9 protein-coding genes are annotated in these 13,479 nt (G+C 51.4%); 2 read left to right on the plus strand and 7 right to left on the minus strand.

What is annotated here, in order from left to right; genetic code table 11:
- Positions 1–49: 49 nt before the first annotated feature.
- Together LK436_RS12695 and LK436_RS12700 are read right to left on the minus strand one after the other, a co-directional pair.
- On the minus strand, positions 50–1,966 hold the full coding sequence (locus tag LK436_RS12695) for an ABC transporter ATP-binding protein (RefSeq protein ID WP_008396193.1): 1,917 nt from the start codon (positions 1,964–1,966) through the stop codon (positions 50–52).
- Positions 1,966–3,693: an ABC transporter ATP-binding protein gene (locus LK436_RS12700; RefSeq protein WP_044930787.1), complete on the minus strand. Its 1,728-nt coding sequence runs from the start codon at positions 3,691–3,693 to the stop codon at positions 1,966–1,968. The genes LK436_RS12695 and LK436_RS12700 overlap by 1 nt, the downstream gene beginning before the upstream one ends.
- Before the next feature lie 232 nt (positions 3,694–3,925).
- On the opposite strand from LK436_RS12700, the gene LK436_RS12705 reads away from it, so the two are divergent.
- Positions 3,926–4,765, plus strand: a complete 840-nt coding sequence (locus tag LK436_RS12705; protein WP_008396196.1) for a YihY/virulence factor BrkB family protein — start codon at positions 3,926–3,928, stop codon at positions 4,763–4,765.
- 46 nt (positions 4,766–4,811) lie between these two features.
- On the opposite strand, the gene LK436_RS12710 is transcribed toward LK436_RS12705, so the two are convergent.
- Both LK436_RS12710 and LK436_RS12715 read right to left on the minus strand, forming a co-directional pair.
- Positions 4,812–6,317, minus strand: a complete 1,506-nt coding sequence (locus tag LK436_RS12710) for a carboxypeptidase M32 (protein WP_347476046.1) — start codon at positions 6,315–6,317, stop codon at positions 4,812–4,814.
- A gap of 421 nt (positions 6,318–6,738) precedes the next feature.
- The gene (locus tag LK436_RS12715) at positions 6,739–7,191 is read right to left on the minus strand and encodes an NUDIX hydrolase (protein ID WP_008396199.1); all 453 of its coding nucleotides are present in this window, start codon (positions 7,189–7,191) and stop codon (positions 6,739–6,741) included.
- Positions 7,192–7,719: 528 nt separating this feature from the next.
- Between LK436_RS12715 and LK436_RS12720 the strand changes: the two genes are divergently transcribed.
- Positions 7,720–8,901, plus strand: coding sequence for an amidohydrolase (locus tag LK436_RS12720; RefSeq protein WP_008396203.1), 1,182 nt, complete (start codon positions 7,720–7,722; stop codon positions 8,899–8,901).
- Between the two features lie 665 nt (positions 8,902–9,566).
- On the opposite strand, the gene LK436_RS12725 is transcribed toward LK436_RS12720, so the two are convergent.
- The 3 genes from LK436_RS12725 to LK436_RS12735 all read right to left on the minus strand — a co-directional run bounded on the left by LK436_RS12725 (position 9,567) and on the right by LK436_RS12735 (position 13,476).
- Positions 9,567–10,340, minus strand: coding sequence for a sulfite exporter TauE/SafE family protein (locus LK436_RS12725; RefSeq protein ID WP_008396206.1), 774 nt, complete (start codon positions 10,338–10,340; stop codon positions 9,567–9,569).
- Positions 10,341–10,472: 132 nt separating this feature from the next.
- A complete protein-coding gene (locus LK436_RS12730; protein WP_008396208.1) occupies positions 10,473–12,164 on the minus strand; it encodes a peptidoglycan D,D-transpeptidase FtsI family protein in 1,692 nt (563 codons plus the stop codon).
- The gene (locus LK436_RS12735) at positions 12,151–13,476 is read right to left on the minus strand and encodes an FtsW/RodA/SpoVE family cell cycle protein (RefSeq protein ID WP_008396209.1); all 1,326 of its coding nucleotides are present in this window, start codon (positions 13,474–13,476) and stop codon (positions 12,151–12,153) included. Before LK436_RS12735 ends, LK436_RS12730 begins: the two co-directional genes overlap by 14 nt.
- Between the last annotated feature and the right edge of the window lie 3 nt (positions 13,477–13,479).

The following is a 13,479-nucleotide window of genomic DNA, read 5'->3' on the forward strand; positions in this document are numbered from 1 at the left end:
GCTCTCGTCAGACTTGCAGGCGGCCCGGTTTTTGAAAAGCTGCGCTGTCTTATGACGCTGCAAACTGGCTGTTGTAAAGCTCCCAGTAGAAGCCTTTCTTTTCCAGCAGTTCCTCATGCCGTCCCTGTTCGATCACCCTGCCGTCTTTCATCACAAGGATCCGATCGGCAGTCCGGATGGTGGAGAGGCGGTGGGCTACAATAAAGCTGGTGCGTCCTTCCATCATCCGCTCAAAGGCCTCCTGTACCATCAGCTCCGTTCTCGTATCGATGGAGGAGGTGGCCTCGTCCAGTATGAGCATAGGCGGGCGGCAGAGCATCACGCGGGCAATGCACAGAAGCTGCTTCTGGCCCTGGGACAGGTTTCCTCCGTCCTCTGAGATACCTGTGTCATAGCCATCCTTCATCTTTTCAATAAAGCTGTGAGCGTGGGCCTTTTTCGCCGCCTCCACAATCTCCTCCATAGATGCATCGGGACGCCCGTAGGCGATATTTTCCCGGATAGTGGCTGATTTCAGCCATGTTTCCTGGAGCACCATTCCGTAGGACGCGCGAAGGCTTTTTCTGGTCAGGCCTCTTATATCGCAGCCGTCCACCTGAATGCTCCCACCGTCCACATCGTAAAAGCGCATCAGAAGATTAATCACGGTGCTCTTTCCGCAGCCTGTGGGCCCTACAATGGCGATCCTGCTGCCAGGCTCCACCGACAGATTCAGATCTTCAATCAGCTTCACCTCCTGATTGTATGAGAAGGAAACATCGGAAAGCTCCACCCGCCCCTCTGCGTGTGCCAGCTCCTTTGCCTCTTCCGGCTCCGGTGTCTGAGGTCTTTCATCCATCAGGTCAAAAACCCGGGCCGCAGACGCCAGCGCATTCTGAAGCTCTGTGGCCACGCCGGAAATCTCGTTAAACGGCTTTGTGTACTGGTTAGCATAGTTCAGAAAGGAGGTGAGCTGTCCCACGCTCAGGTACCCGTGAATGGCAGCTACCGCCCCCGTGATTCCCACGCTTGCATAGACAAGGCCGTTGACAAAACGGGTAGCCGGGTTGGTGATGGAGGAAAAGAAGGTAGCCTTCAGGCTGCACGCCTCCAGCCTTTTGTTGATCCGATCAAATCTCTCCTGCGCCCTGGCCTCGTAGGAAAAAGCCTGAACCACCTTCTCATTTTCCACAATCTCATTAATCAGGGACGTCATCTCACCTCTGGCCTCTGACTGATCCTTAAACATGTGGAAGGTCTTTTTCGCAATATAGCTGGCCACAAACAGAGATAGGGGCGTTACCAGGACAACCACCAGTGCAATCACCGGATTGATGTAGAACATGAAAGCCAGCGTCCCCAGAATCGTGAGCACCCCTGAAAAAAGCTGGGTAAAGCCCATCAGCAGGCCGTCTGAGAACTGATCCACATCCGTAATAATCCGGCTCAGAATATCCCCGTACTGATGGCTGTCGATATAGCGCAGGGGAAGGGATTCCAGATGGTTGAAAGCCCTCGTCCTGATGTCCATGGCCACCCGGTAGGTGATATGGTTGTTGATGGCATTCATCAGCCACTGGGCCGCAGAGGTAGACGCAATCACCACAACCATTACCCGGAAAATCCGAAACAGTCCCGGAAAATCCACCTGTCCCTTTCCCACAATCAGATCCACCGCATCGCCGATGAGGATGGGGATGTAAAGAGTCAGAGCCACTGTCACTGCTGCCAGAACCAGGGAAAAGAGCACCAGCAGGCGGTATGCGCCGATGTAGGACAGCACTCTCTTTACCGTGTCCCTTTTATAGTTTCCCTCCGCTTCCCTCTTCTTTTTTCCTGTTTCCTTTTCCATCGCTTTCTCCTCTGCCGCCTCCGCTTTCACTGTCTGCCTTTCCGGCATCTGCTTTCCGGATGGCTGCTCTGCCGGCTGCCTCGCTGCCGCATGGTTTTCTGCAGCATGCTGTTTTGCCATATCTTTTTCCGTCATCAGCGGGCCTCCTCTCTCGAGAGCTGGGACAGACAGATTTCACGGTAAACGCTGCATCTCTCAAACAGCTCCTCGTGAGTTCCTTTTCCCGCCAGCCTTCCGTCATCCAGCACCAGAATCTGATCTGCATGGCGGATGGCAGACGCCCTCTGGGAAACAATAAACACCGTCATCTTCTGCGTCTGCTCTCTCAGAGCCTTTCTGAGCCTTGCGTCCGTGGCAAAATCGAGAGCTGAAGCACTGTCGTCCAGGATCAGGATCTCCGGCTTTTTTACCAGAGCTCTGGCAATGGTCAGCCTCTGGCGCTGGCCTCCCGAGAAATTCTTTCCTCCCTGCAGCACCATGGCGTCAAGGCCGCCCTCCCTGCCCATGACCACATCGAGGGCCTGGGCCGTTTTAAGGGCCTCCCAGATCTCTTCATCTGAGGCGCCCTCTTTGCCCCAGCGCATATTGTCCCGGATCGTGCCCTTAAAGAGCACCGCCTTCTGAGGAACTACGCCGATTCTGTCTCTCAGCTCCCGGAGAGAATAAGACCTCACATCCTCTCCTGCCACCATCACCTGTCCCTTTGCAGCGTCATAAAACCTGGGGATCAGGTTTACAAGAGTAGATTTTCCGGCTCCTGTGCCTCCGATCACGCCGATAGTTTCTCCAAATGCAGCGTCAAAACTGATATCCGTGAGAGAGGCTGCCTTTGCTCCCTTGTAGGAAAAGCTCACATTTTTAAAGGATACGACCGGCTCACTGCCCGGTTTTCGTTTTCCCCCGGCCGTATCAGGGATACTGCTGTGAAGCTCAAACACACTGCTGATGCGTCCGGCGCAGGCAAAGGCTTTTGTCATGGAAATAATCAGATTCGCCAGCTTGATAAGCTCCACAAGGATCTGGGACATATAGTTTACCAGGGCAACCACCTCTCCCTGGGGAATTTCTCCCTTGTCTGCCTGCCCTGCACCTGTATAAATCAGAACTACTATGGCAAGGTTAATAATTACATAAGTGACGGGATTCAAAAGCGCGGAAATTCTCCCCACAAAGATCTGGAAGCGGATCAGCTGATCCCCCTCTTCCTTAAATTCCCGCATCTCATCCTGCTCTCTGTTAAAGGCCCGTATCACTCTCACGCCGGTCAGGTTCTCCCTTGTAATCTGCATAACCCGGTCCAGCTGATGCTGCACCTTCCGGTAGAGGGGCATACTGATCAGCATAATTCCAAAGACCACCAGAGAGAGCAGAGGAATGGTCACCACAAAGACAAGGGCAGACTTAAAGTCAATGGTGAAGGCCATAATCATCGCGCCAAACACAATAAACGGTGATCGCAGAAACAGGCGCAGCGTCAGGTTGACGCCTGACTGAACCTGATTGATGTCACTGGTCATCCTGGTGATCAGCGTGGCTGTCCCCTGGGTATCCAGCTCTGTGTAGGAGAGCTGATTGATATGGCGGAAGAGATCGCTTCTCACCCCTGTTCCGAAGCCGGCTGCAGCCTTGGCCGCGAAATACTGTGCAGTCAGGGAACAGGCCAGCCCGATCACGCCCAGGAGCACCAGCACGGCGCCCATCTTCAGAATATAGGCCAGATCCTGCTCCCTGATTCCCGTGTCTATGATCTTTGCCATGACAAGGGGAACAAACAGCTCGAAGCTGGCCTCCAGCATTTTAAATAGCGGGGCCAGCACAGCTTCCTTTTTATATTGCTTTAAATACTTAAGTAGTTTTTTCATCTCGTTCCTCTGTGCCAGCAGTCTGCCCTTCTCCCTGCAGAGTCCGGCATTCCTGCTGTCTGTTAACCTTGGGGCCGTCTGCATTTGAGTTGTTATTTTTCCGACCTCATGGTAATATTATGTTACAATATTTAGCGGATTCTCCCGGCTGTGCCTGAGGCAAAGAAGCTGCGCTCTGCCGCGCAGGTCTCTCTGTTTTTTCGCAGCCAAAGAATTTTCGCGGGGAGTGTTTATGATTTATTTTCTGGTACACTGCAAACAGATTTATGACAAGTTTGTGAAGGATGAGATTACCGTATACGCTGCGCAGGCGTCCTTTTTTATTGTCCTGTCATCCGTCCCGTTTATTATCCTGCTGCTGACTGTGCTTCAGTTCGTTCCGGCTGTGCAGCAGTCTGACTTTCTGTATCTGCTGTCACGGCTGCTGCCCATAGAGGTACAGCCCCTGGTCTATACCATTGTGGATGAGATTTACTCCAAATCCTCGGCAGCCCTCCTCTCCGTCTCCTCCATCACAACCCTGTGGTCTGCCTCCAGGGGGATGCTGGGAATTGAGAAGGGACTTAACAGGATTGCCGGCTCTCCCAGAAGGAGAGGCTACGTCATCAGCCGGATCATCAACTCAGGCTACACCATTGTGTTTATGGCGGTCTGCATTCTGTCCCTGATCCTGCTGGTATTCGGTACAGTTATCCAGAATCTTATATTCAAGATTCTGCCCTTTCTTCAGGGACTGTCTCCTTACCTGATCAGCCTGCGTTCCATGCTGGCGCTGGTAATCCTGGTAGCCTTTTTTATGGGGCTGTACACCTTTCTTCCTTATGAGAGGCAGAGGCTCAGATGCCAGCTTCCGGGAGCCGTGTTTTCCACCCTCTGCTGGATCCTGTTTTCCTATGCCTCCTCCCTCTATTTTAAATATTTTTCCAGCTTTTCCACCATGTACGGAAGCCTCGCCAGCCTTGCCGTCCTGATGCTCTGGCTGTATTTCTGTATCTGCATCCTGTTCCTGGGGGCAGAGATCAACTGCCATCTGACAGCCCTTGGCCGATACCGCTTCTGCCGGCGTCCATAGTCTTTCTCCTGCCGGTTCTGGAAATGCTCTCAGAGCCGGCAATTTTTTACTGGTACCGTTCCCTCAGATATTCAATATAGTAATCAGGGTTAAAGTCCTCCCCGGTCACATCCTTTAAAATCTGGCGGCTGGTTTTCAGCTTTCCGTACTGGTGGATACTGCCGCGCAGGTACTCACGGATTACGCCGATATTTCCCTCTCTCAGCAGGCCGTCGAAATCCATAACCTTTTTCATATGGTGATAGAACTGAGCGCCAAAGGCATTGCCCAGGGCATAGGACGGGAAATAGCCGAAGGAACCCTGTGACCAGTGAATGTCCTGAAGAATCCCTTCTCCGTCATCCTCAGGGCGCACGCCCAGGTATTCCTCATACTTCTGGTTCCACAGCTCGGGAAGACTGTCGATGTCTGCATCTTCCTCTATCATCAGTTTCTCTATCTCATAGCGCACCATCACATGGAGACAGTAGGAAAGCTCATCGGCTTCTGTGCGGATCAGACCCGGAACTGTGCGGTTCACAGCCGCAAGGAATGCATCAAGGCTCACAGAGGCGAGGGGCTCCCCAAAAATCTCCTGAATTTTCCCATAGATCGGCTCCCAGAAATTTCTGTTTCTCCCGATAATGTTCTCAAAAAAGCGGGACTGGGACTCATGCATTCCCATGGAAGCCCCCTGGCCGACAGGCGTCTGTGTCAGGTCGTCGCGGATTCCCAGCTCATAGATTGCATGGCCCGACTCATGAATCACAGAGAAAATGGAAGAATCGATCCGATCGTTATAGTGGGTGGTAATCCTCACATCATGATTGTGGAGATTTGTGGTAAACGGATGGGCGCTGACTGCCATCACTCCGCGGCCAAAGTCAAAGCCCACATATTCTGCCAGAAAGCGTGCCGCTCTCTCCTGCTGCTCCTCTGTGTAGGGGCCTGTAAGAAAGCTGTCGTCAATCGTTTCCGAGCGCTTTGCGGACTCTTTTAAAAGCGGCACAACTCCCTCCTTCACCACAGCGAAAAATTCATCCAGCTCCTTCATTCCGAAATCTTTCTCGTAATTGTTTAACATCACATCATAGAGCTTCTGTCCCTTTTTCGCCCTGTAGGAGGCAAAACGCTTCTGATAGTCCACAATCTCCTTTAAAACGGGAGCAAACAGGTCAAAACGCTTCTTCTTTCTGGCATCTGCCCAGATACCGGTTGCCCTGGCTGTCAGCTCTGCAAATTTTCTGTACTCGTCGGCCGGAATGCCCTGGAGCTTTTCAAGCTCCTCCTCCACTTCCCTTACAACAGCTCTCTGAGTCTGTGTGAGAAGCTCCTCCTCTTTCCGGCACTGCTTCAGCAGCTTTTTTACCGTCTCCCCTGTGATGATGTCCAGGTACTGTCCGGACAGAGACCCTATCACTCTGGCAGTGCGCTCAGCGGCCTCCCTGGGAGCAAGCGTTTCATTGTCCCACTCAAACAGAATCATGGCAGTCTGCACTGCCATGGCCTTCTCAAGCTGTTCCTCCAGTTTTGCAAATGACTGGCTCATGGACTTGTTTATCGGTTCATTCATATATGTTCCTCCATTCTGTTTTATAGCTTTAAGCGCGGCCGTTATCCCTGTCAAATCCGGCTTTTTCCCGCGCCTTTATAGTATGGACAGCCCTGCTGCTTTTTTTATCTGAGTTTATCGGAAATCCAGATTTTTTCATTTATTTTGCTTTATGCCGTCTTATTACTATTAATAGTAATATAGAACGGAAAATTTTTCAATCATTACCGAAGTGGTTTGCTGTTGAGGGCAGCCGCATACCGGTCTTCACCTCTGCCGGAAGGGCTGCGGCGTTCTAAATGAAACAGGGGCAGACCGCCTGCTTTTCCTGCAGCTGATCTGCCCCTGTTTCATTTTCAAATTCAATCGTTCACCCTCGGTCTTTTCTTTCATTCCCTCCTGAAACCTATAGAAATTCCGTCTCTGCCCGTTTTACGGCAGCTTAAAAATACTTCTTGGAGCCCCAGAGATTACTCTTTTTTAAATCCAGGTATTCATTGTAGGCTTTCTCTAGGATCTGCTTTTCATTGGAAAACTTAAGCAGATGATAGGCTTCATAAAATTTGTAATAACCCGAATCCACAAAATACTCTTCCCGCTGTGGTTTACTGTAGTAGCTGTCCGCCATCATCAGATACCAGTGCACGTCCTTCTCCACGGTATCGTGAGGAGTGTTGAAGGTGTACTGGCTTTTCCCGATATACTTGATGATCGAAGCGCTGACTCCCGTTTCCTCCCTGACTTCCCTGAGGGCCGTTTCCTTAAACTCCTCCCCCGGCTCTACAGTTCCCTTTGGCAAAACCCATCCCTCATACTTGTTTTTGTAGTTTTTATACAGAACAAGAATTTTACCTCGAAAAATAACCACACCGCCGCAGCTCGTTGCTTCAATCATTGCAATCCCTCCTGGTGTGTTTCTCTAACTGATTGTAGTATACCGCTTTTTCAGACAATGTGCAAGACGGAGGCTGAAATGTTACACAGGGCCTGTGACAAAATCATCTTTTTCTTGCCCGGCATCCTGTTTCATGGTATATTGACTGCGGAGCGGTCAATATACCTGCGCATACCGGTTTCAGCATTCACTGCTGAAAGCCGGGCGCCCGAAGGGAGCCAAAACACTACTGCGGCAAGTGCACATCTCCTGGAGAGAATAGCATATCCGGAGGATATGGTATACCAGCGGAAAAAGCACATGCCATGCCGGCATGAGCGTGTATTGGGCGAACGGTCCCAGAGAGACGGTAATCGAGATGATACACTGCACTGGTAATTTTCCCATTGGGGTAATTTTTTTGTACTGTTTGATTTAATATAGTAAATTATTAATCTTTTATCATTTAAAATTGAGCAGGTTTTTGCTGCAGGTGCGTCCGGCATCTGCGCGGAAGATAGATTACGGCTCAGAAAGGATGGAAATTCTATGAAACATGAATCTTTATCTTACATACAGGAAGCAGTGAAAAAACATGAGAAAGAAGCGGCTGCCCTCAGCGATCATCTGGCCGCCAACCCGGAGGTGGCGTACGAGGAGTTCAATTCCAGCCGTGCGATGGCTGACCTTCTCAAACAGGCGGGCTTTCAGGTTACATACCCTTTCGCCGGATATGATACGGCCTTCTGCGGCGTTCTGGACAACGGGGACGGCCCCTCTGTGGCGATTTTAACCGAGTATGACGCACTTCCCGGCATCGGACATGGCTGCGGGCACAACCTCCACGGCTCTCTGTCTATTCTGACAGGCCTTACGCTGATGGAGCTGAAGGAGCATTTCAGGGGAAAGGTTTATGTAGTGGGCACCCCCGCCGAAGAGGCAAGCGGTGCAAAGATCACCATGGCTTCCGACGGCATCTTCGATGAGATGGATTTAGCCGTCATGATGCACAGCGGCCCGGGAGGAGTCTGCATGCCCAACACAGACTCCATGAGCCTTCGCGGCTGCATCATCGAATTTTTCGGACAGACCGCCCATGCGGCAGCCTGCCCCTGGCAGGGAAGAAGCGCTCTTGCGGCAGCCCGTAAATTTTTCGACCTCGTGGATGCCAGACGGGAGTGCTTTACCCCCGATATACGTGTAAATGCAGTAATTCTTGACGGCGGCCTTGTCCCGAATGTCATTCCGGACTATGCGAAGGTTAAAATGGAATTTCGGACCTCCTCTATGAGGCGTCTGGAGGACGTGGACGATATCATCCGCAAATGCGCCAGAGGCGCGGCCATCGCTCTTGACTGTGAAGTGAAATTAGACTTCCCATATCCTGATTATGCTGATGTGGTAAGAAATACCCCACTGGAAAATGAAATATCGGAGCTGCTCTCAGAGCTTGGATTCAAGGTGGAGCCGGTAGGACCGGCCACAGGCTCATCCGATGTGGGAAATGTAAGCTACCGCTGCCCCACCATCCAGCCTCAGCTGGCTATCACCGATGAAAACTGCGCCCTGCATACTACAGAATTCTGCGCTGCAACACAGACGCCTGCGGCTCACAAGGCTATGGCGAAGGGGGCAGCGGCCATGACGGCTCTCATTCTCAGGGTTTTCAATGACGAGACGTTCAGACGGGATGTCAGGAGAAGTTTTGAGGAGGAGTTGAGGGGGAAGTAGAGGGAGGGGGAAGCCTCCTCTTGATTCAACCTGCATGATCAAAGTACTGCCGGGCAGAGACCTATATGATGTAAAGTAGGAATGTCGTTTGATTGAAGAAATCCAGCTGAATAATATATCCCTCGGATGAAAAGCAAAACCTTATTGTTTTACGTCACCTTGAAAGTCAGAGCCTGCCCGGTCCCCCATAAAAAGCATTGTATTAAACAGAGACCACGATACAGGAGCCATGCATCGCGGGTTTGACTCCCTGCTCCCATACCGCAGAGAACTGTTCCTCAGGCCGGCCAGTCCTTGGCAGAATGGCTGGCTGAATAACTGCTTTCCCTCTCCCGCGGCCTGTTTCCTCTGCTACAGTTTCATTATAAAATTTTTAATTATCTCGAAAATTCCGCAGGACAGCAGATTAATCAGGATCTCTTCCATCTGTTTTCTCATCATACTGTATCTTCCTCCATTTTTATATTTCGAGCGCTCGCATACAGTATGACAGAATTTCCCCTTTTCTTCTCCTCAAATTTTCTGCGGATAAGCATTTTTGATCTTTTTATAAAAACTTTGCTTCTCGTTTCTCTCTTCTGTCCAGCTTTTCCCGCCAGTCTGATATCTCCCTGCCATTTTCAGCCGCAGACTGCTGCTGCAGGCCGTTTAGCGCCGGAGCTTTCCTACACTCCGCCGTGCACCATATCTGCTGCCATCTTGACAATCAGCAGCGCCGCGATCAGAAGCATCATAGGGCGGATAAACTGAGCCCCCTTTTTGATTGCCATTCCCGCTCCCACGTATCCTCCCAGGATTCCGAACACAGACACGGGAACCGCCACCGTCCAGACTACCTTTCCGGCTAGGATGTAGGAGGCCGAAGCTGCCACGGTGGAGGCCAGAAGCGCAGCCTTTGCATTTCCTGAGGCTGTCTTTAAATCGTATTTCAGCAGCTTTGTGAACAGCAGAATCACCACTGTTCCGGATCCCGGCCCGAGAACACCGTCGTAAAAGCCCATGATCACTCCCGTGAGCAGGCAGGCGCGAATCCTTTTCCAGCCTTTTATCTCCTCTGTGCGGTTGACCTGGGGGTATTCTCTGCTCATAAAAATGAGCAGTGCCACTGCAGGCATGGATGCCAGGATCATAATTTTCAGCGGCCGATCCGGCAGGTGCAGGACAAGCTGTGCCCCGCAGGCGGAGCAGAAAAAAGTCACAACTCCCACCCCGATGGCAGTCTTTCCGTCGATCAGCCCGTTTTTCAGAAAGCGGACGAAGGAAGTAAAATTTCCCACCAGGCAGCCCACCTTGTTGCAGGCATAGGCGTTATGTACGGGAAGGCCGGTGAACAGATAGGCGGGAAGGGCCACCAGCCCTCCTCCGCCGGAAACTGCATCCATAAAACTGGTCAGAAAAAATATGGGACATAAAAACAGTATCATCTGAAGCTCTGTCATTGCCTTCTCCTTTGCCTTTTTCTCTTCTCATCTGGGGTCTCCCGCTCTCCCCGGTCTATTTCCGGATCTTGTTGTATACGCCCCTGCTTTCATGGATCTGGGCCGGGCGCCTCCGTTTCTTTCAGCCGTGTCCTACTGGGGATTTTTCTCAAAATATTTGTCCATCACAGCCCTCGCCACAGGTCCTGCCTTGGAACCGCCTGAGCCGCTCTCCTCTAAAATCACGCAGACCGCGATTTTCGGATCCTCCACCGGCGCAAAACCCACAAACCATGCATGGGTTTCCTTCCCGGTCTCAAATTCGGCGGAGCCTGTTTTACCTGCTGCCGTGTAGGGGGCTCCCCTGAGAGCAGAGCCTGTGCCTTCCGTCACCACTGCCGTCATCAGCTCTGTGAGAACGGCCGCATCCTCTCCGCTCATCAGCCCTCCGTATGCAGAGGGCATAAATTTTTTCACCGTCTGTCCGCCGGCGTTTTCCACATGGTCGATCAGATATGGCTTCATCAGTGTGCCGCCATTGGCAATGGCTGCTGTGATCATCAGGTTGTGCATCGGCGTCATCTGCGTCTTTCCCTGTCCGATAGAGGTCTGCAGGCGCTCCCACTCATCTGCTCCCTCCGCCATCACAAAAGAACTCTTATTGTAGGGAATGGACAGCGGAAGCTCCCGGTTGAACAGAAACTGCTCGGCCAGGCTTCTGAACTGTGTCAGATTAAGGCCCAGCCCTATGCTGGAAAAAGCTCCGTTGCAGGAGTTGGCAAAAACTCCCCTGAAATCCTGGCTGCCGTGGGACTCACCGTGATAGCAGCGGATCTGGTATTCTCCATCCTCAAACGTGCCGTCACAGTCGAAATGAAAGTCGTTCCTTCCGTTTGGATTTTCATGTATATACTCCAGCGCCGTCAGAATCTTAAAGGTGGAGCCTGGCGGATAGAGTCCCTGAGTGGCCCGGTTTACAAGCTGGGCCTTTGTGTTCTCCGGCGAGGTCAGCTCTGCCCACTGTTCATCTACCGTATTGGCGTTGAAATTGGGCTGAGAGACCATGGCCAGAATTTTTCCCGTATCCGGCTCCATGGCGATCACTGCCCCGCGCCGGTTTCCCATAGCGTCAGAAGCTGTCTGCTGTAAATCCACATCCAGAGTGGTCACCACATTGTCGCCGATGTTCTTCCTTCCCTGCAGCTCGTTGACGGTTCTCTCCAGCAGATTAACATGGGAGGACAGCAGGTAAAAGTTCGCAAGAGACTCAATTCCCGTCTTTCCATTTTTTCCGGAATATCCGACTGAATGGACAAACAGATAATTATATGGATAATATCTCTTTTCTGAACCGTCCCCGGCCACCTGCGTCTCTGCCAGGACTCTCCCGTCATTGCTCAGGATTTTTCCCCGGACAATGCGGTCTGAAAAGCGGTCGAGCCTCGCATTGTAGGAGCTGTTAATGACATTTTCGCTGTCAAACTGAAGAAACCAGCCAAAATACACGCACATTCCGATAAAGAGGGCCGCAAAGGCGTAGGTAATTTTTAATATATTTTTATCCGTCTTCTCTCTGGCAGCTGCTTTTCTCTCCCTCTCTTCTCTGGCTGACCGTTTTTTCTTTCCCCTGGCCGCTTCTCCCCTTCCGGCAGAAAAAAAGCTCTTCCCTGTTCTGGCAAGGCGTTTTTTCATTCCCTGAAGTCCCTCCTCCCCGGAATTTTTTCTGGAGCGGGAAGCAGAGGACGGTTTTCCTCCTGATTTTTCCTGTTTTTCACTGTTTTCAGTACTGCTTTTTGCCATGGCTGTTCTCCCTCCCTTCTCCTTTGGCGGCTCATTCAGCCTCATATTCCTCTTCCTCCTCGTTGCGCTTTAAAATATAAAGCCCCTGCACCACATTAAACACGATAAAGGTGCTGAAAATGGAGCTTCCGCCGTAGCTCACAAAGGGGAGCGTCACTCCCGTGGAGGGAATAAATTTTGTCACACCTCCGATTGTCAGAAATACCTGGACAATGTAGGCAGTCCCCAGGCCAAAGGCAATCAGCTTATAGAACATCGCCTGCATTCTGACTGCAATCAGCATAAACTGCATAAAGCAGCCCAGGCAGATGAGAATCAGGCAGAGGGCATAGATACCGCCCAGCTCCTCGGAAATGGCAGAAAAGATAAAATCCTTTTCCACCACTGGAATTTTGGAAGGCATTCCCTGGTAAAGCCCCATCCCAAACCAGCCGCCGGTTCCAATGGCAAAGAGGGACTGGCTGATCTGATAGCCCTTCCCTGCTATATCGCTCCAGGGATCCAGCCACGCCTCCACCCTGGTGCGGACATGGGAGAACATCTGGTAGGCAAACACAGCGGCAGCCGAACCGCAGCCGGCCCCAAGCCCCAGATACAGCCAGTTATTCGTCGCCACAAACAGCATCAGAAGATAGGTGACGAAAAAGATCAGGGCGCTTCCCAGATCCTTGGAGAGCACCAGCACCAGAACATGGGCTGCCGCCGCCGCTGTGGTGATCACCACGGTTTTGAAATCAGTTGACCGGTAAAACATAGTCGCCACGAAAAACACAAAGCTGATCTTGACAAACTCTGACGGCTGGAAGGAAAAGCCCCCGATGGTGATGGATAGCTGAGCTCCGAAAGCCGTATTTCCCATAACGCAGACCACCAAAAGCAAAAGCAGACCGATGCTTCCATACACCCATGGAATTTTTGAAAGCTGCCATGCCCGGTCCATAATAAACGGGATAATCATTGTCACGGCTGCCGCCGCCACCACGATGGCGAACTGCCTCACCGCCCGATCCATGGAGAGTCTTGTCATAATGATAAAGCTGGTGGACAGAAGCATACAGGCATTGTTCAGAAGAAGCCTGGACAGGTTATGATAAAACAGCCGGTACAGCCCCATATACAGGAAGAAAAACAGAAGCTGCGCCCCGAAAAACATCAGCGCCTTCTCGTCCTCCGTCCTGAGATAAATAATCGTATACGCAAGAGTATGGATTAAAACCAGTATGACATTCTGAAGGCGGCACAGATGCCGTTTCTGGTCCTCGTCTCCAACCCCGAAAAACCGGAAGTTGTAATAGGTATAAATCGCTATGAGAAGTATCATCAGATACTTCGATACATTTGTAATGAGATTAGCCATAAA

It is taken from the genome of Clostridium sp. M62/1, from assembly GCF_020736365.1.
Classification (GTDB): Bacteria; Bacillota; Clostridia; order Lachnospirales; family Lachnospiraceae; genus Otoolea; species Otoolea saccharolyticum_A.

Bases quoted from the DNA above. Each gene is read 5' to 3' on its own strand.
- LK436_RS12695 (WP_008396193.1), bottom strand. From the start codon at position 1,966: ATGACGGAAAAAGATATGGCAAAACAGCATGCTGCAGAAAACCATGCG.
- LK436_RS12700 (WP_044930787.1), bottom strand. From the start codon at position 3,693: ATGAAAAAACTACTTAAGTATTTAAAGCAATATAAAAAGGAAGCTGTG.
- LK436_RS12705 (WP_008396196.1), top strand. From the start codon at position 3,926: ATGATTTATTTTCTGGTACACTGCAAACAGATTTATGACAAGTTTGTG.
- LK436_RS12710 (WP_347476046.1), bottom strand. From the start codon at position 6,317: ATGAATGAACCGATAAACAAGTCCATGAGCCAGTCATTTGCAAAACTG.
- LK436_RS12715 (WP_008396199.1), bottom strand. From the start codon at position 7,191: ATGATTGAAGCAACGAGCTGCGGCGGTGTGGTTATTTTTCGAGGTAAA.
- LK436_RS12720 (WP_008396203.1), top strand. From the start codon at position 7,720: ATGAAACATGAATCTTTATCTTACATACAGGAAGCAGTGAAAAAACAT.
- LK436_RS12725 (WP_008396206.1), bottom strand. From the start codon at position 10,340: ATGACAGAGCTTCAGATGATACTGTTTTTATGTCCCATATTTTTTCTG.
- LK436_RS12730 (WP_008396208.1), bottom strand. From the start codon at position 12,164: ATGAGGCTGAATGAGCCGCCAAAGGAGAAGGGAGGGAGAACAGCCATG.
- LK436_RS12735 (WP_008396209.1), bottom strand. From the start codon at position 13,476: ATGGCTAATCTCATTACAAATGTATCGAAGTATCTGATGATACTTCTC.